This is a genomic window from Parafilimonas terrae, assembly GCF_900115755.1.
GTDB classification, from domain to species: Bacteria; Bacteroidota; Bacteroidia; order Chitinophagales; family Chitinophagaceae; genus Parafilimonas; species Parafilimonas terrae.
This window is the reverse complement of record NZ_FOXQ01000002.1, coordinates 251,254-274,533: the sequence shown is the minus strand read 5'-3', so window position 1 is coordinate 274,533 and position 23,280 is coordinate 251,254. Positions and strand designations below refer to the sequence as shown.

General features: G+C 40.6%; 12 protein-coding genes. All 12 read right to left on the bottom strand.

What is annotated here, in order from left to right; genetic code table 11:
• Positions 1-23 precede the first annotated feature (23 nt).
• Positions 24-3,173 (bottom strand): DUF6298 domain-containing protein, encoded by a 3,150-nt coding sequence (locus BM015_RS05895; RefSeq protein ID WP_090655887.1) that lies wholly within the window; start codon positions 3,171-3,173, stop codon positions 24-26.
• Between the two features lie 20 nt (positions 3,174-3,193).
• Positions 3,194-4,864, bottom strand: a complete 1,671-nt coding sequence (locus BM015_RS05890) for a pectate lyase family protein (RefSeq protein ID WP_245751249.1) — start codon at positions 4,862-4,864, stop codon at positions 3,194-3,196.
• Between the two features lie 144 nt (positions 4,865-5,008).
• Positions 5,009-6,811, bottom strand: a complete 1,803-nt coding sequence (locus BM015_RS05885) for a RagB/SusD family nutrient uptake outer membrane protein (protein WP_090655884.1) — start codon at positions 6,809-6,811, stop codon at positions 5,009-5,011.
• Positions 6,812-6,822: 11 nt separating this feature from the next.
• Entirely contained in the window at positions 6,823-10,035 is a 3,213-nt protein-coding gene (locus BM015_RS05880) for a SusC/RagA family TonB-linked outer membrane protein (RefSeq protein ID WP_090655881.1), read from the bottom strand.
• A gap of 158 nt (positions 10,036-10,193) precedes the next feature.
• Positions 10,194-10,847 carry a DUF3826 domain-containing protein gene (locus BM015_RS05875; RefSeq protein ID WP_090655877.1) on the bottom strand — a complete coding sequence of 218 codons (654 nt, stop codon included), beginning with the start codon at positions 10,845-10,847 and terminating at the stop codon, positions 10,194-10,196.
• A gap of 6 nt (positions 10,848-10,853) precedes the next feature.
• Complete coding sequence (locus BM015_RS05870; RefSeq protein WP_177191826.1) at positions 10,854-12,545, bottom strand: malectin domain-containing carbohydrate-binding protein; 1,692 nt, start codon at positions 12,543-12,545, stop codon at positions 10,854-10,856.
• A gap of 89 nt (positions 12,546-12,634) precedes the next feature.
• On the bottom strand, positions 12,635-14,407 hold the full coding sequence (locus BM015_RS05865) for a glycoside hydrolase family 2 protein (RefSeq protein WP_090655871.1): 1,773 nt from the start codon (positions 14,405-14,407) through the stop codon (positions 12,635-12,637).
• Entirely contained in the window at positions 14,404-17,211 is a 2,808-nt protein-coding gene (locus BM015_RS05860; protein ID WP_090655868.1) for a glycoside hydrolase family 95 protein, read from the bottom strand. Before BM015_RS05860 ends, BM015_RS05865 begins: the two co-directional genes overlap by 4 nt.
• A gap of 6 nt (positions 17,212-17,217) precedes the next feature.
• Positions 17,218-19,953, bottom strand: a complete 2,736-nt coding sequence (locus BM015_RS05855; protein WP_090655866.1) for an alpha-d-galacturonidase — start codon at positions 19,951-19,953, stop codon at positions 17,218-17,220.
• 191 nt (positions 19,954-20,144) lie between these two features.
• The gene (locus tag BM015_RS05850; RefSeq protein WP_090655862.1) at positions 20,145-21,053 is read right to left on the bottom strand and encodes an AraC family transcriptional regulator; all 909 of its coding nucleotides are present in this window, start codon (positions 21,051-21,053) and stop codon (positions 20,145-20,147) included.
• A 203-nt stretch (positions 21,054-21,256) separates the two neighbouring features.
• Entirely contained in the window at positions 21,257-22,336 is a 1,080-nt protein-coding gene (locus BM015_RS05845; protein WP_245751248.1) for a Gfo/Idh/MocA family protein, read from the bottom strand.
• A 93-nt stretch (positions 22,337-22,429) separates the two neighbouring features.
• Positions 22,430-23,272 (bottom strand): amidohydrolase family protein, encoded by an 843-nt coding sequence (locus tag BM015_RS05840; RefSeq protein ID WP_245751246.1) that lies wholly within the window; start codon positions 23,270-23,272, stop codon positions 22,430-22,432.
• Positions 23,273-23,280: the final 8 nt, after the last annotated feature.

Genomic DNA, 23,280 nt, shown 5'->3' with positions numbered 1-23,280 from the left:
CATTATTAAAGCGGCAACTGCTTTTATTTTAGCCATAACACCACATCGCCTGCAACGGGCTTTTCAATGGCAACGCCTGCTGTAATTTTTATTTTCTGTTCACGAATTGTTTTGCCTGTTGATGGCTCTATCCAAACCGCATCATATTTTTTGGATGCAATGTTTTTATCAATGCTGATTTGTTGGCTGTTATTATGGCTGTAAATAATATAGCCCTTTTTATCACTCAACATAAGCTGTGTGCTATCCGTTACTGCCCGGGGTTTCATAACAGATGCAGCTTTTAAAAAGCTTTTGTTTTGCAATGCAGGAATATCAGCCAAAGAGCCACCGCCCATTAATACAGCCCATCCAAAATGATCAAAATTACCCGCGTTATAAATAACCGCTTTTGAAGGAAACTTCAATTTATACTCACTCACGGCATGATATACATCTTCAAATGTGGCCGATTTTGGTTTTAATAATCTTGCATGCTGGCGCGGCGCTAAATGCTGCCCGCCTTTTGGCGCATATAGATCGCCGTTCTTCTGATAATTCCAATAACGTATATCAATTACGTCAACAACATCTGCATATTTTTTATCAGCAAGAATTGCATCCTGCACATCTTTGGTTGTGCTTAATGCAATCAATTCATGTTTATTGTTTTTTGATTCCCATGCATGGATTGTATTCAGCCAGAATTGTACAAAATGCAAAGGGCCGGTGTATTCAGCAGATATAAATTGAATAACATTACTGTTACCGGAAAAATTATTCAAGCATTGATTGATGTATGCAATATTCAATTCACGGCGGCGTTCATTTGTGGTATCATAAAATTGTTCCGCCATAAAATTGCGCTTATCGCCTGCATAATTCACCGGTTCAGGAAAATCGAGGTGATTGATATTATTGGCGGTGCGCCAGGGAAAATCTGCATAATGCGCACCTGCCTCAATTATGTTATGCTGAAAATAATTTTGATGATATAATACAAGCCCGTCTTTATCGGCTTTATCTGCAAATTGTTGCAGCCGCTTCCAATACCATTGATTGTATTTTGTAAGATCATATTTGCTTAATCCGTCATAAGCCGTGTCTTTACCGCTTCTTGCAAAAGGCAACTCATAATACGGCGGCCATGCATCGCCATCTGCGCGTTGTATGCGTTCATGATCATCACGCCTTCTTTCATACCATAAACCATAATTATGATCTATGGCAGCGATATTATTATCATGCATATAAACTGCAACACTATCAAGATCATCCGTTAAACCGGCGCCGTTTCTTCCGGGAACAAAACGGGTAATATGCGGTTTTGCCTGCAACAGGCTTTTAGGATCAACGCCGCCATTCCACCAGGGCACATCTGTTCTGCCGCCGGTAACAACCGTATCATTTCTTACCAGCCACCCGTTTATTAATTTAACCGGCGCTGTAATTGTTTGTTCGATATTTTTTTGCTGATAAATTTCATCGCTTGTAATAGCGCCACCTGTTTTTATATTGATTGGATTTCTTACAGGCGCTTTATTTATCCATTCCAATAAAGTTGTTGCAGGCTGCTTTGCTATCTCAGATAATTCTGCCGCCTGTTCAACGGTGGGGCTGCTGGTAGCGTTTGTTGTTATCAATAAAAGATCACTTCTTTCTTTAGCGGCATCACCAATGCGTTGCTGCAACTGATAATAATATAAACTTCTTGGCTCAATGCTGTTATTACTTTCAGCCCAATAGCCATCGCCGGCAAACTGGCTCCATGAACCAAATGCATAATTCTGCGCAGTGGGCGGCTGATAACAATCAATGCGGGAAGCGCTGCAATTCCACAGCACACCATTCACAGATGACCAGCCTGCACCTTGCCCATCCTGCCCGCGGTTCATAAAGCTGATATTATTCGCATCAACATTTACCACATCCATTAAAGTGGCTGCACCCCAGCTATCAATGCCACCGCTAAAACTGTATGGATGATCGGATTCACATTGCACAAACGCATTAGGGCCGGCGGCGCAAAAGCCTGTAGCAAAATCATGAAAACCATTTTGTGCATAACAGCGCTGAAATAAATTTTGCTGGCCATTGGTAAAGAATGTATTTCTTCTCCAGCCGCCTATTTCAGAAACAGGTTGTAATGATGCACAATCTTCAACCGTTATTCTTTTGGTTGATTGCCATAATGCCACAGCCGAACCTGCAAAATGTTTGAAAGTTATTTGCCGCACCCAAACATCTTCAGCATTATTTATATTAATGGCAAACCAACGGTGCGCTTCATCTTTTACATTGCTTTTATCATAATCAGAAACCAGTTGCATGTTTTCAACGCCGCTGTTTTCTATCCTTTCATTCCAGGTATATTTTCTAACTGAAGCTTGCGTTAATGATGCATCAATTGAAGTTGTAACCGGCGCATCAATTGAAATAATATTGCCATTAACAGATGTTATGGTTCTGTCCCAATCAATAAAACGGTCGCCGGGTTTCCAGCCCAATGCTGATAAACCGCCCCCAAAAGTTTTTGTATGTAAAACATCTATCCATTGCTGCGAAAAAGGAACATGAATGATGATGTGATCGCCTTGTTTAAATGCCGGTGCATTCGCAACTGTAAATTGCATGCTGTTTACCGGCACATATTTATCCGTTATGATTGTTGAATCTGACAAAACCTTATCGTCTTTTCCACCTACCTCAATCAATGTTGCGCGGTCTGTGCCTGCTCCAAATAATATGGTTCCGTTCTGCAACATGCCACTGCCTCTTAATACAACACCGCTTTTGTTTATATGCAAACTTCCCTTCACCGAATAAGTTCCCGGTTGTAATAAAACAGCACCGCGAAAGCCATTGTTATCAACAGGTAAATTGCTTACATAATCAATAGCATGCTGAATGGCGGCTGTGGCATCAGCACTCATTAAAGGCACCACAATTTTTACCGGCACATCCGGTATTGGTTTTTCACCGGCGGCATATCCTGCATAAGAAAAATCGGGTATGCGGTTGCCAAGCGAATCTTTATTAAAAGCCAGCGAATCACTATCGTTAATAAAGCAAACAAGTTCTGTGCAGGTTTTATTTTTTTGTGCATGCGCTGCCGTTATTGCAAACAAAGCAAGCAAGGCAGCGCATGAAATTTTATAAATATTATTTGCAGCAATTCTTTTGTTAATCAGCATGATGATGGCAGAGCATTAAATTAATTTTTGGCTTCAGCATTAATTACCAGCGGCTTTTCATATTTATCTGCAATATCGTTAAGATAATTTTCAATATTGCTATAACCATTTTTGGTTATGGCTGCTGCATCTTTCGGATCGTTTGCATTAAGACCATTCTTTTTTTCATAATCATCCGGTAAACCATCATTATCGCTGTCTTTATAGGGTATGCCTTTATATTCAGGGTAACCGCCCACCTGTTTAATATCTGTTATGATACCTGTTTTATATGAATCTTTTGGCAGGCGGCGGTGCTTGAATTGTTTTGCTGTATCGGGCACATAATGCTCATCATATATTGCTTTGTCTTCTTTCACCTGCATTAATATACGCTTGTCAACAGCATCTCTTACAGGCAAGGTTGCACCTACATGTGTGGTAACATAATTAAAAGCATCCTGCGCATTCATTATGGTCATTGCAGGCATGGGCAAAGGCTTATCCCATTTCATATTGGCTGTGTATTTTCCTGTATTAGGCTCGTCTTCCACCTGCACACCACCGGCCCAGTTGTCTTTTGTTATTGCAGGATAACCTTCCATAATATTTCCATTTACATAGCAACGGCCATACACGTGATAACTCAGTTTGCTCCTGCCGCTTTCCGGTTTTAAAATCCTGTGGCCAACAGGATTGTTTGGGTCTTTCGGTGTTTGCGGGCCGGGCTTAAAATAATTATTGATGATATTATACATGGCTGTGTAGTCGCCGCCATCAATAGAACGGTGTACCCAGTTATATACAACATTGTTTACAAAATTGAAAACGCCATTTTCACCAACAGATGGATTACGGCCTGTGTTATCAGCCCACAGGTTACGCATGAAGGAGCAATTCTCGCCGCCCAATGTTGAACCAAATGCATGGTTCCATGTATCCAGCGATTCAGAAAAAATAGAGTTTTGTATGGTAATGTTTGCTGTAGGCAATTTTTGTTCAATGGCGCCGGTGCTGTCGTTATACATGTGGCGGTACATGCTCATGTTTTCATCAAGGCCCCAGCTTGCAGAAACATGGTCGATCATTATGTTGCCAACCGGGTTGCCGCCCAATGCATCATCGCGCCTTCCAACATTTGTTTCACCTCTCCTGAAGCGCAGGTAACGAATGATAACATCATGTGTATTGATCCAGGTGGATTCGCCTGCAACACAAATGCCATCGCCCGGCGCTGACTGCCCTTCAATAGTTATATACGGCGCCCTTATAATCAACGGGCTTTTTAAATGAATGATGCCTGAAACATTAAACACCACAATCCTGGCACCACCCTGCTCGCATGCCCAGCGAAAACTGCCGGGGCCATCATCATTTAAATTGGTTACTACAATTACTTTTCCGCCGCGGCCTCCGAAGCTGTACATGCCGCCGCCCTGCGCGCCCGGAAATGCCGGTATTTCAGCCTGCGGCAAATCATAAGGACGTGCAGCCCAGGGTATATAAGGCTTGCCATGCCTTGCTTCTTCTTCAACGATGGGTTTTGCAATAGCCCATGCAGAATCTGAATGCCTGGCTGCTGCTTTTAGTAATGAGTCAGACCATCTTTGAACGTCATGCGGTATATCAGGATATTGCGCCTTTACGTAATTAAAAGAACCTAACATCAATAATAATAAGATCGTAATGTTTTTTGTTTTTGTTGTCATCATGAGAAAAATTTAGCCCTCACCCTCGTTCCCTCTCCACAAGTGGAGAGAGATGCCTGGCTTCGGAAAACGTTATTTATTTATGCAGCGGGTGTTTGAATATTTGTATTGTTTAATAAATGAATAAGTTCTTTTACGTTATGATAACTATTGCAGCGGATCGAATGTGCCATTTGGCCACCCGGTAGTTTGCTCCAGTGAAGGATTGTTATCCAGCGATGCCTGCGGCAGGCCAAAGAAATAATAATTCGATTGCCAGTTGATGTCGTAAGAATCCATTTCTTTTGGCTGCAGCAACATATTATTGTTATAAGCTGAATCAAGCGTAATGTTATCGCGTACTGCAAGAAAATCATCATGCGTTGGAATATCTGCCGAAGGCTGGAATGTGTACGTTGTACCCGTTCTTCTTTTGCCATTCAACACCGTTTCAAATAATTTATACCTTCTCATATCCCAATATCTTTTGCCTTCAAAAGCAAACTCAATTTTTCTTTCCAGCAAAATAGCATCACGCATTTGCGACTGCGACATGCCTGCCTGTAAACCATATAAACCGTCAGCGCCTTCTTCAATGCCTGCTCTTTTGCGAATAGCTTCCAGCAGTGTGTAAGCTTCGCTTAAACGGTTGGTGCCGCATGCTGCTTCTGCCAGGTTCAGCAATACTTCTGCAAAACGAATTTCCATCCAGTCTGTACCGCAATAAGGCACTGCACTCACCGGCAGGTCAGGATTAATTGCCTTGCGGCAGAAGAAGCCTGTATTGGTGGGTGAGGTTTCTTTTGAATCGGCAGTGAAAGGTGCATACGTGCTGCCTTCAGCATAATAAAACCAGAAGCGCGGATATTCTGTTCCATTGAGCGTCCAGGTACAACCATTATAAGCGATGGTTGCATAAAAACGCGGATCGCGGTTGTTATAAAAAGTTTGCGCATTATAAGCATAAATGCCTGAGCCCGGTTGTTTGCCATCTTTCATCGGGTAAGCATCTACCAGTTCCCTTACCGGCTGGTTGGAACTGCCCGAACCGCCTGCAACTTTTGGCCTTGTAGGATTATCAAAAGGATTATTCTTTTTAAACTGATCGTCGCTGGAGTTGTTATATCCCGTTACAAAAACAGCTTCAGGATTATTTACTTCTTCATACCACATATTGGCATAATCAGGATTTAAACCAAAACCATTTGCTTCCAGCGTTGTTTTTGCATCTGTATTTGCCTGGTAAGCCGCTTCCCATCTGTCAGCTAATTGTGTGGGGTTAAATTCAGGGCTTGCCCAATAAGTTAACACACGGCCTTTTAAAGCTTTGGCAGCGCCGCTGGTTATTCTTCCCCAATCATTACTGCTGCTCCATTTGCCAGGCAATAATAAAGCTGATGAATCAAGATCGCTTACTATTTGCGCAATACACTCTGATGTTTTATTGCGGGGCAACATAGCCGCTTCTTTGTTGGCATCGCCAACAGCAGGCAATGTGTGCAGCACTAACGGAACGCCGCCATAAAGTTTCACCAGTTCAAAATATCGCCATGCACGAAAAAAATAAGCCTGGCCTTTTATTGCATTTTTTAAAGTCTGGCTGATGGAACCCGCTTCAACACGTTCTATACAATCGTTTATAGCCCTTATTTTATACCAGGGGCTGCTGGTTGCAGTAAGTGATGTGCCGAAGTCAGTAACATCGTCAATTGTAATTGAGCCTTCCACATATTTATTATCGCCGTAAGATTCATCGCTCCTGTCGGCAAGTGTACCGCTTGTACCGCCCCATACAGGCAGGTTCTGGTTATACACATAATCAATGTAACCAACAGAAAGGTTGGAGTCTCCAAAAACAAGATCCGGTTGCAATGCAGTAAGATCTCTTTTGTCAAGCACTTTGGAGCATGATGAAACAATCAGTATCAATGCTGCAATGGCAAGCGTGAAAAATATATTTAATTTTTTCATTGTCAGATTTTTTAGAAGCCTAAGTTTAAACCGAAAGAAAATGATCTTAAAACAGGATATGCATCAAAAGAACCGAGATAATTATCCTTATAACTGTAAGGGTTATAAAAGTTGAATGCATTGATAGCATTGGCATACACCTTAATGGATTGCATACCTATCTTGTCTGTCCACCTGGCGGGCAGCGTATATGAAAGATTAATATTCGTCATTCTTATTTGCGTGGAGCTTCTGAACCAGAAAGAAGAAGTTACATCATAATCGCTGTTGTAATAAGGATTAGGATAAGCCGCATTGGTGTTATCCGGTGTCCATACATTATTCCAGAATTCAGGCCGTGTAGAAGTAGCCGTACCCAGTTTTCTTGCTGCGCTTTCAACAACACCCTGCCCGCCGAAAGAACCTGAAATTACCATTTCCAGTTGCAGGCCTTTGTATGCGCCGCCAAGCGTTAAACCAAAACCATAATGATTACTTGACCTGGGTGTGATAAAGGCCTGGTCGTTTTCATCAATTTTGCCATCCGGTGGTGCGTACTGATTTGTTTCAGGGTCTTTTGGCCCGCGTATATCTTTATAATATAACATGCCCGGCATAGGTGTTTTACCAAAAATGGTGTAATCGGGATTCTTGGCAAGCCAGGAATCAACTTCTGCCTGTGAGCGAAACATGCCGATATATTCATAGCCCTGCACGCCCATATCAGTGCTTTTGCCAGTGGGGTCTTCATACGTGCCTATTTTGCCTGCAGCCACATCTACTTTTATTGATTTTGCATCGCTCCATGTAAAGAATGCATTGGCATGATAAGAAAAGTCTTTACCGATATTATCATTCCATCCTGCAGAAATTTCATACCCGTAAGCGTTAATGGTTGCATAGTTTTCTGAAGCAATGGCTGAACCAATGAGAATAGGCACTGAGGCAGTTAAAGCCGTAAGCATGTTGTAACGATGATCATGAAATACATCAATAGTTGCTGATAAGCGGTTATTGAGGAAACGTGCATCAATACCCCCATTAAGTTTAAGGTCATCATCCCACCTTACATCAGGATTGGGGATGGCTTCGTTGCGAACTCCTAAAATAAGATCGCCGTTGCCGCCAAACACTGCACCATAATTTTGCAACGGTGTATAGCGCTGTAGATATCCGTAAGCTTTTGTATTATCAGAACCTAACTTACCTGCAGATAAACGGAGTTTAAGAAAATTGATGGCATTGCTGTTCTTTAAAAAATTTTCCTGCGATATAACCCAGCCTGCAGAAACCGAACCAAAAGGCTTCCACCTGTTTTCGCGTGCAAAGTTGGTAGAGGCATCATAACGCACCTGGAATTCCGCCAGGTATTTGCCTGCATAATCATAATTAATCCTTCCTATGTAGCCCAGCAAACCGCCCTCACTTTCTGTTTCATAAACATCTTCTTCACCAAAAGCAAAACGGCCATCAGGCGGAGCCCCGGGTGTAGGGCTTTCAACTACAGTTTGCACATCATCGTATTTAAATTCTGTTTGCTCAACAATGGCCAATGCTGATATATTGTGTTTGCCAAAATGATTATTATAACCTACAGAAGCATCCAGTTGGTATGCATCGCGGTAAGATGGCTTTATGTAAATGCGGTTGCCGTTGCTTACTTTAACCGGCGAGGTATTGCTTAGTATAACATTATCTGAATAGATATGACTATGCTCGCCCGTCATTTCAAAATTGTACAAATAATATTGTGTGCCGTATTGCTTTGGAAAAGTATTGTCGAGAAGGCGGCTGTACTGTACTTTGGCCGTTAAGCCTTTCAGCCATGGCGCATCATATTGAAGGCTTCCAACAACATTGAAACTGTTATTGCGGCTGTCGTTAAAATTATCTAATCGCTGCACTTCAAAATAGTGAAATGCATCTATCGTATTCTGATTGCTTGATTGAGATAAACGAACCGGGTATCCATTTATATAAGGCGGCGTATAACCAGGCGTATATAATAAACCCTTTACATCATTTTCTGGATTTTCACCACCTTGTTTTAATAAATATTGATTGTTATGATTAAGATTGCCGCTTAATGATAAACCTACTTTAAAACCAGCGCCAAGGTTTACATCGGTGTTAGCCCTGAATGTCCATTTATCATAATTAATCCTGTCAAGATTGCCATCCTGTTTTACATAAGATGCGCTTGCAAAAAAAGTGGCTTTGTCAGATCCGCCGCTTACGCTTACTGTTGTTCTGTATGTATTGGAAGGCTTCCATGCGTGGTCGAGCCAGTTATAATTATGGTTTTTGAAATATTCCAGTTCATCATCTGTATAATAGCTGCTGGACTCAAGATAACCGCTGCTGCCATCAGCAACAAAATTTTTGCTTGCCTGCGTTGAAGCATTCAAATAATTAGCCAGTTCATAACCGGTCATCATTGATGGCAGGCTTGTGGCATCATTGGTAGTATAAGAACTGTTTACATTAACCTGTGTGCGGCCAACCTTTCCCCTTTTTGTTCTTACAACGATGGCGCCCTGGGCAGAGCGAACGCCATATATGGCTGCTGCTGCATCTTTCAAAAAAGAAATATCTTCCACTTCAGAAGGATCAAGTAAATTAAAATCATCTTCTGTTCTAATAACATCATCAATAATATATAAAGGACTTAATGTGCCACCATCTTTTGACAGGATAACAGGGTTGCGGATAGTTAATGTTGCATCGGCGCCGGGCCTTGCGTTACCGCCGCTAACAGACAATGCCGGTATGCGGCCGCGTAAACTTGAGCCAAGATTGGTAACGGGCATTTCATTAAGCTTATCTGCTTTTATAGTGTTGATGGCACCCAAGGCTTTAGAACGCTGCTGCGTACCATACCCAACTACTATTACATCATTCAATGAATTGTCATTAGGATGCATTGTGATATTTAAAACGCCCGGTTTTGTGCGCACTTCCTCGTAAGCCATGCTTATATGCGTTATTTGCAAAGTGCTTGAAGTATCTGTTGTAACGAGGTAAAACTTCCCAGCTTTATCTGTAACAACAGTTTGGCCGGTACCTTTAATGCGTACCGTAACATCGGGCAAAGGTTTTCCGGCATCGTCTGAAACAACACCTGTGATTGTTCTCACACCTGAAGCAGCTTTTGGCAACGTGTCAGAAGAGTTTCCTGACTGTGCATTAACACCGCTGATGATAGCCGAAAAAAACAGGCTGGTGGCAAGCAACACGTTTTTCATAATTAATTAAGATGGTTTGTTAGTGTAAAATTTAAGCAACATCATTCATCAAATTTCTCTTACAATTTGATACACTAAAGGTAGCGTTACCGGCATGTGAAAAGAATGACAGGTTTCACTATGCTGATGGATTATTTTACTATTTGTATAAAAGACAATTATTCTCTTTTTTCTCTTATCCGCTTTTGCCAGTCTAATGTTGCCTGCTTCATATTAATACCCTGTGCAGATAAATAATTATTGATGCGGCCTTTATATTTTCCAAACCAGGCATGTTTTTTTTCTGAAGATTCAGCATCCATTGCATGTTCCCTGGCTTCTACAAGCCAATTATAAATTTGTTGTTTTTGCCCGGTTGTAAGATCAGGTAACATTTCCTGGTAAGCTTTATATGTTACATGCAGCACATCGTAAGTCATACCATCCTTTACAGCATTCACCTGCACTGTATCTATCTCTTTTGCAAGCTCCGTGAGAAAAACGGGATGCAATGAATCAACAGATTTTTCAGCAGCTTCTGTTATTCGCTGCTTTCTTGCGGCTTTGTTTGCTGTATCTGTTTTAAGAATCGATAAAGCACTGTCACGCTTTTTATAAATTTCATTCAGGTTATAATATTGCCAGGCAATTTTGTTTTGAATAGATTTTTTTTGCGCAGCGCCAGAAAGGCCCATCTTGTCAACAATCTTTGCAGCCCTTTGCTGCACTACATTCATGTAAGCGGTATCCTGCACTATTTCACTATTTTGAGCGGACGTTTTTATTGAAAGAACCAGAATGGCTGCGCCTAATAATTTAAGTCTTTTTTTCATAATAATTTATTGTATTTCTATTGATGAGACACTCAGGTTTTTTGCATGTATTGTTTGAAAAACAATGTTGTAGTTTCCTGCGTTTATATACGAGCCGGTATCAGTTTCATAAGTTCCCCATTTTTCTTTTTGATAAGAAGGAATCTTCAGTGGCTTTTCATTTATAAGGTTACCTTCCGCATCTGTTATCTGCATTTTCAACTGCTTCTCTTCATCGTCATCCGTTCTATACCGTAGTTTTATAGCATACATACCGGCAACGCCAACCGAGATTTTCCATGCAACAGTATCACCTGACTGGTTATTGAACCGCACCGCATATTTATTATACATGGAATCTTTTGTAAAGCCGGCCCCTGTTATCAAAGCATTATTTAAATTATAACTAACTGAGCTGCGCAAATCGTAAGAGGCGGCAATATCAACGGCTTCGTTCACGGCAATAATGCAAGGCTGCTTTAGTTGGACAAAAACTTCTTCGTCTTTGTTGCACCGTTTTTTATAAACAGCCAGCTTTTTTTGCGAAAACCCTCCTGTTTGCATGCACGAATTTGTGGCGCCAAAACCACTTGTATTTATAATGGCCGAAGTGTCTTCACAGGCAACATATACATCTGCTTTTTGTGAAACAGTAAAATTGTATTTGTATAAAGATTGCGTTGAATCGAATGTTGATTGTATCCATTCCGCACCATACAAAGCAGGTGGCAGTTCGCTGAATGAATAAGGCTGATTTGAAAAAAACATATCACCCGTGTTCATCCAGTATTGAACAGATGCAGGAACATTTGACGAAAGATTTTTTATAATCCCCTGCACTGATGTTACTGTTTCCAGCTGTTTGTTTTCTGCAGCAATTGCAATGGCCATAACAACCGCTTCCCCTGCCTTTTCATTTGGGAAGGAGATATTGATCTTTCCTGTACTCACATGAATTTTAAAAGATTTTTTTACGGCGTGGTTATAACCCGCTTCATTGAACAAATCAGTATTTTTCTCAACAACAGCATCGTTGATTGCTATATCAAACAAACGCCAGCCTTTTGCATTAATATTGGCTAAGCCGTACCACGGTTCTGCAAAATATAATTCCACAACATAATCTCCATTTGCAACAGGAAAATTGTATTGCAGCTTATTTAAACCATAACGGAATGATTGAAACAACGGCCATGCAGTTGTGGCTTCAACGGCATCATTATTATTTGCCTGGCTTGCAAACACCGCGGGAACATTGGTATAATCATCCGCCCACGATAATGAGCCAAATTTTTTATTATAAGCAAATGGAACATCCGCCAGCCACTCATTTCCAAATACATCCTTATAATTATTTCCGCCACAGTTTATGCGATAGATATAATTCAGGTTTTTATCTGGGGCAATAACATCATTACTTTTTTCCGCAAACAAATTTTTATAGTGCGGCGCTGCCGGCAAATGATGCAATACAATCTTATCTTTTGCAACCGCTTTGCCGTTTACATAACCAACTGCATATAAAATATTATATTGAATATTTACATTATTCCATGTGAAATGTGTGCCAATGCCGTTGCGCTTTTGTTTGCCGAACGATGTAGCATTTACATCGTTAAACAATTCCACCTCATCGCAGTTTGAATAAACGGTAATATTATTTTTAATGCCGGCTGTTGTCCACCTGTCAGGCCATGTATGCGAAACAATATAAACCATCGGTTCTTTTTGCGCATCCGCATAATTGGACCGGTACATATAAAACGCATCTGTTGGCTCGCCCCATAATGTAAATAAACCTTTATAGTTTACCGGGCCAATGCGGCTATGTCACGCATGCTTTCACCGCTTTGCACACGCCCGGGGTTATCGTGTGAATACAATAGCCAGTTATAATGACCCGCCACTTCATCTTTTACAGATTCGGCCAAACGCAGTTTTGTTTCCAGCAAACTGCACATATAATTTTCAGTAAGCTTAATGCCTTTTGCAGTATCGGTTTCAGCATGCGCCCCAATGCTGCGCCATGCCCCATATTCGCCCACTAATATTTCCTGCTTCAACTCTTCACCATACTTAGCAGTATCGCCGCCATACGTGCCCGACCAGTTTTGCGGCACATTCCAATCAGCGCCAGTTCCGCCATTGCATGTAGTGATTTTTCTCTGGGATGATGCAGTGGGATCAAGCGAACGGATTATACCGGAACATTGCCTCGCAAAATCTTCCGGCAATGTGCTCTCGTTTTCCAATCCCCATAAAATAACAGAAGGATCATTGCGGCGCTCTTTAATCCAGTCTTTTAGCAAACGGATAAAATTATTCCAGAATACAGGTGTATCAAACCATATATGCGCTGCAAACTGCGGCCACCATAACAAACCATTTTTATTAATCAGCTTTCCATATAATAAATTATGCGGCTGGTGTGCATCGCGAAACGCATTAAAGCCTGCTGCTTTTACCTGTGCTATCCTTGCTTTAATTTCTTCACTACTGAAAGCATGGCTTTTGCCTAAAAGATGTTCATATTCCGCAGTTCCGTTTATAAATACAGGCTGCCCGTTCAGTAAAAATTGTTTGCGCGCTGCATTGGGCCAACTGATAGTACGTATTCCAAAATCGTTGCTCACTGCATCAACAATATTATTATGCTGGCTGATGGTAGTTACAACATGATATAAATATGGGTTCTGCAAATTCCAAAGCGTTACATTCTTTACATTTTTGATTGTTTGATGAACCGTGATGCCTGAACCAGCGGGAATATTTATTGATTGCTCAACGGTGAATACAATCTTATTCGCTGCATCTTTTAATTGCTGCTGAACAGTAACCGTTTGCTGCTGCTGTTTGAAATTTTTTATTTCCGTATCAATGAATAAAGAAGCAGATTTTTCGTTTGCCGTGCTGTCATTCCAGATGTGCACGCCAAAAGGCATAACCTTTATTTGGTTAGTAACAATTAATGTAACGGGCCTGAAAATGCCTGTAGGCTGAGAGCCTTCAGAGAAACCAACTTCATCAGAACAACCGCCGCAAACCCAGGGCAGGTCTTGTATAAAGGCCGGCTGCGATGCTTTTACGGTAAGCAGGTTTTCGTTACCGTTTTTAACAAAGTCAGTTATATCTAATGTAAAACTTGTTCTTCCGCCTGCATGTTTGCCAACCAGTTTTTCATTCAGCCAAACAGTTGCATAAGAACCCACTCCTTCAAAAAATAAAAAATAACGTTTGCCTTTTTCAACTGCGCAACTAAATATTTTCCTGTACCATGCATCGCCATGAAAATCGTTATGCTTTAACCGCTGTACGCCTTCATAGGTATTTACATTATCAGGCACATTTACAGTATGCCAATCTTTATCATCGAAGTTTTTCTTTTCAGCATTTGTAAAAGAAAAACTGCTGTCTTTGCCGGAAGCCCTTTTCCAGTTTTCGTTTAAAGAAATATATTTTCTTGTTTCATTGTGGCCGGAAGCAAATGCTGTTATGCAGGCAAGCAGCATAACACAACACAAAAGCCATTTTTTCACATTTAAAACGGTGTTATCATATTTATTTCCGGGCCTTAAAATCATAAAGCTTTTAGTTCATTATTGAAGCGATAGGTTTTATTTTTTTCTGTTGAAAAAAGGATGCTGTATTGTTTATATTTCAACGTGCATTTCAATCCCGAAATTGATGTAATGCTTACCTGTTGCAGCTTTCCATCCCTCCATGAAAAATTCAGTTCAAAATCGCCAACAGCGCGAATGCCTTTTACATTTCCATCGTGCAATGTTGCGGGCAAAGCAGGTAACAATTCAATTCCATCTTCATCGCTTTGCAGCAGCATTGCAGCAATACCAGCAGCGCCGCCAAAATTCCCGTCTATCTGGAATGGCGGGTGCGCATCAAACATATTATTGTATGTGCCGCCGTTTTCTTTTCCGTTTTGTATGGCGGGCGTAAGCAAATCGTTCAACAGCTTAAAAGCATGATCGCCGTCTTTCAGCTTTGCCCATAAATTTATTTTCCAGGCAAGGCTCCAGCCTGTGCCGCTGTCGCCGCGATACAATAAAGATTGTTTTGCTGCATTCATCATCACGCTGTCTTTCCACGTTATATCATGTCCAGGATAAACACCCCATAAAAACGAAACATGCCGATGGTGGTTGCTTGTATCATCCACATCCTGCAGCCATTCCTGCAACTGGCCATATTTGCCTATTTGATCAGGCGCTATTTGTTTGTATTGCTGTTGCAAAGAATCCGAAAATGCTTTATCAATATTCAATGTTTTTGATGCCTCAATGCAATCATTAAACAGTTGCCTTATTATTTGATGATCCATCGTGGGGCCTGCAACCAGGCCGCCGTTTTCGGGGGAATTGGAAGGCGTACTGATCAGCCAGCCTGTTGCCGGGTCTTTCACCAAAAAATGATGATAGAACATAGCAGCTTTCTTCATAACAGGATAAGCTTCGTTTCGCAAAAAAATTGTGTCCTGCGTATATAAAAAATGTTGCCACAACATGGTTGCAAGCCAGCCCGAACCACTTACCCAAATACCGTGATTAGATGCATTTACAGGCGCCGTGCCACGCCATATATCGGTGTTATGATGCAGCACCCATGCGTCATTAATATTATAATAATTTTTTGCAGTTGTTTCACCGGTTACACTTACATCTTTTGTAAGGCTGATGAATGGCTGCATGCATGCTGAAAGGTTTAAAACATCGGCAGGCCAGTAATTCATTTCAAGGTTAATATTGGTGGTGTATTTGCTGCCCCATGGCGGCGCAAGTTCATTGTTCCAGATGCCTTGCAGGTTAGCAGGCTGGCCGCCCGGCCTTGAAGATGAAATAAGCAGGTAACGTGCATATTGCATGTACAAAGCAATGAGTGAAACATCATTGGCTTTATCGGGTTGCATTAGTCTTTTATCGGCCGGCAGGGTATTATCAATATTGCCAAATGAAACAGAAAATGTGTTGAATAATTTTTGATAGTTATTTACATGCCTTGCTTTAATTGCAGGATAAGAATAATGTTGTAAAGCCGACAGCCTTTTTATACAACTGTCTTCGGGATTACCGGAAACATCATGATAATTTCTGAATGAAGTTGCCGCAACAAGATAAAAAGTAACAGCATCAGCTTTATCAATATTTAAAGATGTATCGGTTACATTTATTTTTCCATTGATGATTTTTGCAGATAAATAAGCTGCTGCTTTTAATATGCCATCCGATGGCTGCAGGTAAATGCCAAGTGTTGAATCATTTATTTTTTTGATAGTATGATTAGGATGATACGTTCTGAAAACAGCGCTTAAGCTTACTGCATGTTTTGCATCAGCCGTAAAATGCATAGCCATTGCTTGCTGCGGATAACTGATAAAATATTCGCGCCTGTAATGAATATTATTTGCAGTAAAACTTACTGACTGCAAAGCATAACTTAATTCCAAGTCCCTTTTATAACCGCTTGCATTGTTATCTATATTCCATTTAAAAAAAACATCTGCAAAAGCGAGGTAAGAAGCGTTGTATGCAGGAAATGCAGGCGGCCTGTTGTCCTGTATATAATATTTCCAGGTATGGTTTAACTGAATGGCTTTATGTGAAGCTGACTGAATAGTAAAATAATCCGGCTTGATGGTTTTATCGGCGAAGCCACCTTTATCATAAAAATTCAATACCTGCACTGCAATAACATTCTTCCCTTTTTTTAATATGCTGCTATTGAATGTATAAGTTCTGATAGTATTGGAACCTTCGCCTGTGCCCACCAGTTTGCCGTTAATGTAAGTAAAATCAACATCGCGGATTTTGCCGAGATTGATAACAAATTCTTCGTTATCAAAATTATCATCCACATTAAATGCCGCCCTGAACCAAACGCTGCCATCCAAACCAACCCAGCCTTCTTTTTCCCAACCTGCATTGGTGGGCAACTGAACGGTTTTCCATTTACTGTCATCAAAAGATGCGGCAGCATATTGTGTATCGGTTCTTACTTTACTTAGCCATTCTTTTTTTTGTGCAGCATAATTATCTTCATTGCTGCGTTTTCCCATGAAATGATCCTGTGCCAGTTGCTCTGCTGCCGCCTGTTTGCCTTCAGCTAATAATTTCCTTATGGGTTCAAGATATTGATAGGCATCTTTCCTGTTATAATCCCGTGGCGCGCCGCTCCAGAATGTAGCTTCATTAAACTGAATATGATCTTCTTTTACGCCACCATATACCATAGCGCCCAGGCTGCCGTTTCCCAGCGGCAAAGCATCAGTCCATTCTTCTGCGGGTTTATCATACCAAAGCGTTAATGGTTGCTGCGCACTTAGCGTGCTGCATAAAAATAATATTGCGATATAGAATATTTTATACTTCCACATGCTTCATCAGTTTTCAAATAACCAGTCAACATTTTTTAATTCACCGGATGGCGTTAATCCGGCATCAAAAGGTTTTACAAGTTCAGCGGCATCAATAAAGCCGAGTAATAACACTTTGCCTTTGGGCAACAGGAGCTCATTATCGCCTGCATTAAAAAGATAGGTGTGAATATTCACCGCAGGCATATTTTCTATCACCAGCGCATTGGCAATGGCCACATCTGCTTCGCCATGATTATTAGCGTTGGCATTGGTTTCCAGCTCAGGCGCTTTTAAGAATGTTTTATCGTCCGAAACAAAATAGCCAACTAAAAATTTCACAGGCTTATCGTTATGAAAACGCAGTAGGGTTTCATTGTTGTTTTGAAAAGCAGTATCAATTTTAATAGCTTTTATGTTTTTTAATTCCGGTGCAATATTTATTACAGCAGTTGAATTATTGATGAAAGGCTGCGCATTCCTGGTTAACGGATAAGAAATAATATTATCATTCTTAATTGTAACATCAGCGGGTTGCAGGTATGTAACGCCCGTATTTTCTTTTGCTGAAGGATGTTTTAATGAATCAAGCTTGTGTGTAAACACCTGCAGTTCTTTTTCAAACGCAGGCAATACTTCATTCCATTTTATAAACGTAGCGTCAACACCACGAAACGGAATTTTTCGCTGCGCTGTTTGCATGCTGTTTGCGTAACGGTAAGTAGTGTTGGTTAACCGCGTTAATGTTTTATACCATTCAACACTTTTTTGCAAAGGCAATAAAGCGCTGTCGAGGTCTTGTGTGTTATTCGAGTATTTATATTTCAACACATATAGTGCAGCCTGCGCTTTATAAGCATAATGATATGCCAGCGCCTGGTAACAATACATATCATTCTTTATTCTTTTAAACTCATCATTATTTAATGGCACGGTATTTATTTTATTGATAAAAGCCACTGCTTCATCGCCAGCTTTCTTTACATCATTAATAACATTCACCGGCGTTTCGCCAATATGCAACTGATGTTCCCATTCTTTCTGCGCATATTCGGCAAGCGGTTCACCTTCCGGCGCTTCCGATTCATATAATAATTTAAATAAGCCATAACGTTCAGGATTTACCAGTTGTGTCATCTGCATGCCAAGCGTTAATGTTTGGCGGTTGCCATCCGTTATACCAAAGCGTCTTAATAATTTCGGTGCAATTTCCCCGGCGGCTTCGTAAGCAAGTAAAATGTTTTTTGCATCATCTTTATTGCAGTTAAACTGCAAAGCAATTTGATTGCTCCAATAATTTACTTCACCTGCACGGTCACGGTTGCAATTCCATGCATAACGGCTCCATTCTTTATACCATAACCAATCGCGTTCAATTTGCAATAAAGGCGTTGAAGCGCTGTCAGCAGTGTAAGGCCAATCCCAGTAAGAAGCCTGCGGGTATAAATGCAACCCATTCGCTTCATAAACAGTATGCATGGCCTGCACACATTTTTGAATAAAATCATCGGCTGCATAACGAAAAGGTTCAAGGTTGGCCAATATATGTACATTCTCAATTTGTACGGTGCCCAAACGGCTTAATGTACGGTGCAGATCAGCCCAGGAAACGCGTGGCTGGTACGTTGTGAGCGCCTCGCCATTGTACTTTGCCATTGTATATAAATTGCTGTATAAATTCTTTGCAGCGTTTATATCATTCGGCGCATTGGTATCATGCGCACGTAAAATAATGGGCGGCTCGGTTGTAATATTTGCAGCTTTTAAACCATCTTTTACACCGGGAATAATTGTTTTGGTAAACCAGTCTATATCATCCTGGCCGGCGCCTTCCATAGCTTCGCCAAGCGTTATCAGCAAACCAACGTTTGGATATTTTTCAACAAAGGCCGCAATGGATTTTCTTGTATAATCTGCGATAACGGGAATAATATGCCGGTCCCTGTCCTGCGTTTTAAGATGATGATGTTCTGCAAAGGGTTTTGAAACAATGATATTATAAAAAGATTGTATCAGCCAAATACCGCGCCTGTCTGCTTCTTCGGCAAGAAAGCGGTACATATCTTCATTCTTTTTAAATGTTGCTTCATCCACTTCAACAGCGTAAGGATAATCTTTTACTTTAACCAGCGAAGCAAACGGATGGCCATTCCATAAATACAAACTGTTGCAACGATATTCAGCAAGTGAATCGAGATAACGAACCCAAAGCTTTTTATTATAGAACCAGGGAAAAGTTTCTTCTGTTAACGGGTATTCATACACCGCTCTTCCGGGAAGCAAATAAGGCTTTTGCAAACCCACGCAAGCGCCACGCATAACCATTTGCGGCTGATCTTTTATGGTAAGCTGTACAGGTAATTTTTTATTGAGATTAATGCTGTCTGCCAACTCAAAGCAACCATACATAACGCCGGAAGCATCGGCGCCGGTAATAACCGTAATGTTATTGGAAGAATGGATAATAAAGCCTTCTTTGCCGGGCGCTTCATCAATTTTAAAACCCTGTTGTTTAATTGCAGACTGAACAATTTCATCATTAATAAAACCAATTACAATTGAATTGGCCTGCAAGTCTTTTGATTGTCCGTGAACAACAATTACATTACTATTAATTGAACTTAATGCAGCCTGCAATTTAGAGATGCCATATTCAATCCTTGCGTTCTGTTGAGGTTCTGTATAAACAGCATATTTATGCGCAGAAGCATTTACGCAGTGCAGCGTACAGAAGAATAAAACGTTTAGCAAAATCCTTTTCAAAATACAATCGTTATTTAAAAGGCTAAACTAAGCTGTTGCAATCAGCCTTAAAATAACATATACAGGCAGAAGCATGGATTATCTTACTAAAAAGAGAGAAGTTGATCGGGTTGATTTGTTGAAATGTTGTGATAACCGGAATTTGATGTGCACAACTTGCAGCTTGCGGCGTGAAGCTCACAATTCACAGCCTAATCTTTCTGCAAACTCCTGTATTTGGTTGGGGAAACACCAATAATTTTTGTAAACCTTCGTGTAAAATAATAAGGGTCATCAAAACCCATTTCTATGGCTATGGCTTTTACTGAATCATTGCTCAGGTCGAGCTTTTGGCTGGCGCGTTGCATTTTCATTTGTATGAAATAATCAATAGGCGCATAACCTGTTTTTTGTTTAAATAATGCTGAAAAGCGGGAAGGTGAATAATTATAGGTGCTGGCCAGTTCCTGTAAAGAAATATTCTTATAAATATTTTCCTGCATAAATAAAATGGCTTTATCTACACAATCGTTTGTATCAGTTTGCTTCGATGTAAAATGTTTGCCATTATATATAAAGTAAGATATAAACTGGCTGAGGCACATGTTTACAAACAAAAGATTTTCATAGCTGTAACCAAGTTCAAGGGTTTTATACATCTTTTCAAACAAAGCAAATATTTGTTCACTGCTTTTTATGTGTGCCGGTTCAAAATGCTTTTCAATAATATTCATTGCATTAAAAGCGGCTAACCCTTCGCCGCCAAAATGTATCCAGTAAATTGTCCACGGATCTTTTTCATCGCTTCCATAAGCATGCTCAACATTTTGCGGCAGGAAAAAAAACTGGTTGGCGGCAACTTTACAGGTCTTATCTTTTATTTTATAAAAACCGGAACCATCTGTGCAGTAAAAAAGAAAATTTTCTTTCAGGCCCTTCTTGCGATAGGTATAATGGCCTTCCGCTTTTGGATAATATCCCAACCCATGCAGGTAAAGATTGCTCATAAAAACATTCTTTGAAATCAATGCTTTTAAAACGGATTTTGGTATCTCAATTCTTTGACGGCCCAATCCATACCAAATATTTTTTTGTGAGCCTGCCTGTTGGTTTGCAGTCATACAGCAATCAATTTGAAAGTAATGCAAGCTTAAGCAAAAAGATGGAATATTGTTTTATAACTTTTGTGCCTCTGTTTAACAGCGATTTCCTGATACTAATATAATGCCTGGAACAGCAGCCCGCAGTTGCCACAAAAATATGCAGATGACGGTAATGCGACGCAACGAAGCTGCCACAACGCACAGAAGCCCGTAACCGAAAATTAAATATTTAATGTAACGGAAGCCCGCTTATCAGATTCATACGCAGCTTCAACGCAAGCCATGGTATATAATGCATCCTGCACCGAATTGCCAGGCATTGATTTTTTACCTGTAGCCGCAAGCATCAATTCATTCATCGAGCCCATGAACGCATCGGGAAACCAGGAACCTTCCAATTTAATTTGTTGCCATTCGTTGCTATTGCTTTCATCTTTAATAATGTATTCAAACGCATCATCTACGCCCGCAGGGTAATTCATTAATGAACCAATATTGATTTTTATAGCGCCGCTGGCCCCTTCAATTTTTATAAAGGAATGCTGGTTGTGCAAACCATAATCATGCGTATGGTTAGTATGAATTACAGCGCGGATTTCGTGGCCATAATCCATTAAAATATCGCTGCGCACAGACGATAATTCCCGCATTACGGGATGGCTGAATGTCCGGGCAAACATACCCGCAGGGTTACCTAAAATGTTTCGTATAAGATCAATATAATGTATGCTGTGGTAAAGTATTTCAACACGCGGCGATTCAAACAAAAAGCTCCATAAATGCCAGGGCGTAAATACGTTGATGTTAATCATTATATCATAAATATCGCCTATCAGCTTTTGCTGAATAATACTCCGTGCTGCATTGATATATGGTGCATAACGTAATTGAAAGTTGACGCCCGCCCGCATGTTATTGGCTTCGGTATATGCAACAATTGCTTTTGCATCAGCAAGGTTTTCGCCCATTGGTTTTTGCATGAGCACATTGCAGCCCGCAGGCAGTTGCTGCAATACCTGCATTAATTTACTGGCAGGCACCGCTACATCATACACACAGCCAACACCCGCAGCGACATGCATTTCATCAATCGTTTCAAATACAGTTGGTATGCCGGATTGTTTTGCAAGCGCATGCGCTTTTGTATGGTCAATATCATAAATACCTGCTACGGTAAAACCGGCTTTTTTATAAGCCGGCAAATGTGCATCCCGCACAATGCCACCCGCACCAATAATATAAATTGGCAACGTTTCTTTGGCTATGTGCACTGACTGGTTTATTGTGAACGGCGATGACAATTATAATCGTTTTATTGAATGATTGTTTTATGTTGTTTGCCGGTTTATATTTTAAACCGGCCTGGCTTTTTTAATGGCAGCTAAAATAAAATTTTAGAGGTTATAACATAATACGGCGTTTTCATCATACACTTTTTTAAGATCATCTTCACAAAGCAACGATGACAACACTTCTTTATAAACATTCCATGTATGTGCATAGCTTCCGGCCAGCAACGATACCGGCCAGTCGCCGCCGCAAAAGCAGCGGTCAGTGCCAAACGTTTCCAATGCAAATTCAATATATGGTTTTATGTCATCTGCATTCCATGTATTGTTTTTTTCAATACAAGTGCCAAGCCCTGAAATTTTTGCATACATATTTTTATGCTGTGCGGCTTCTTTCATTAATGCAAACCAGTTGCTTGCATGTTCATTTATACCAACCTGCGGATGGTTAAGATGATCTATGACCAGCTTTAAGGAAGGCATTTTTTCAGCTATTGTTACAGCACATTTTAAATGCTCATCTAAAATGCCAACTACATCATACGTTAAATTGTAATCTACAAGCAACTGCAAACTTTCCAGTACTTCCGGTTGTAATAACCACCTGGCATCAGGTTCATCATGTATCAAATGACGAACGCCTTTTATGTAGGATTGGTGTATATATTGGGATGATAAAATTTTTTCCGATTGTTCAGGGTTCGTTAACGGCAACCAGCCAACAACGCCTTTAATCCATTCCGTTTTCAGCGCTGTTTCCAGCAGGTAATTAGTTTCTTCGATGGTGTTTGCAGCCTGCACCAATACACCTTTTGTAATGCCTGCTGCTTTGCGTTCTGTTTCCAGTTCGTCAATCAAATAATTGCGGTTGAGTATAGTGGTATTATGCTTCAGCCATTCGTATTCAGCACGTTTAAAATTCCATGTGTGCACATGCGTATCAATCATAAAAATTA

Excerpts from the sequence above, each read along its gene's own strand:
- BM015_RS05895 (WP_090655887.1), bottom strand. The coding sequence starts at position 3,173 with ATGCTGATTAACAAAAGAATTGCTGCAAATAATATTTATAAAATTTCA.
- BM015_RS05890 (WP_245751249.1), bottom strand. The coding sequence starts at position 4,864 with ATGATGACAACAAAAACAAAAAACATTACGATCTTATTATTATTGATG.
- BM015_RS05885 (WP_090655884.1), bottom strand. The coding sequence starts at position 6,811 with ATGAAAAAATTAAATATATTTTTCACGCTTGCCATTGCAGCATTGATA.
- BM015_RS05880 (WP_090655881.1), bottom strand. The coding sequence starts at position 10,035 with ATGAAAAACGTGTTGCTTGCCACCAGCCTGTTTTTTTCGGCTATCATC.
- BM015_RS05875 (WP_090655877.1), bottom strand. The coding sequence starts at position 10,847 with ATGAAAAAAAGACTTAAATTATTAGGCGCAGCCATTCTGGTTCTTTCA.
- BM015_RS05870 (WP_177191826.1), bottom strand. The coding sequence starts at position 12,545 with ATGGTTTATATTGTTTCGCATACATGGCCTGACAGGTGGACAACAGCC.
- BM015_RS05865 (WP_090655871.1), bottom strand. The coding sequence starts at position 14,407 with ATGATTTTAAGGCCCGGAAATAAATATGATAACACCGTTTTAAATGTG.
- BM015_RS05860 (WP_090655868.1), bottom strand. The coding sequence starts at position 17,211 with ATGTGGAAGTATAAAATATTCTATATCGCAATATTATTTTTATGCAGC.
- BM015_RS05850 (WP_090655862.1), bottom strand. The coding sequence starts at position 21,053 with ATGACTGCAAACCAACAGGCAGGCTCACAAAAAAATATTTGGTATGGA.
- BM015_RS05840 (WP_245751246.1), bottom strand. The coding sequence starts at position 23,272 with ATGATTGATACGCATGTGCACACATGGAATTTTAAACGTGCTGAATAC.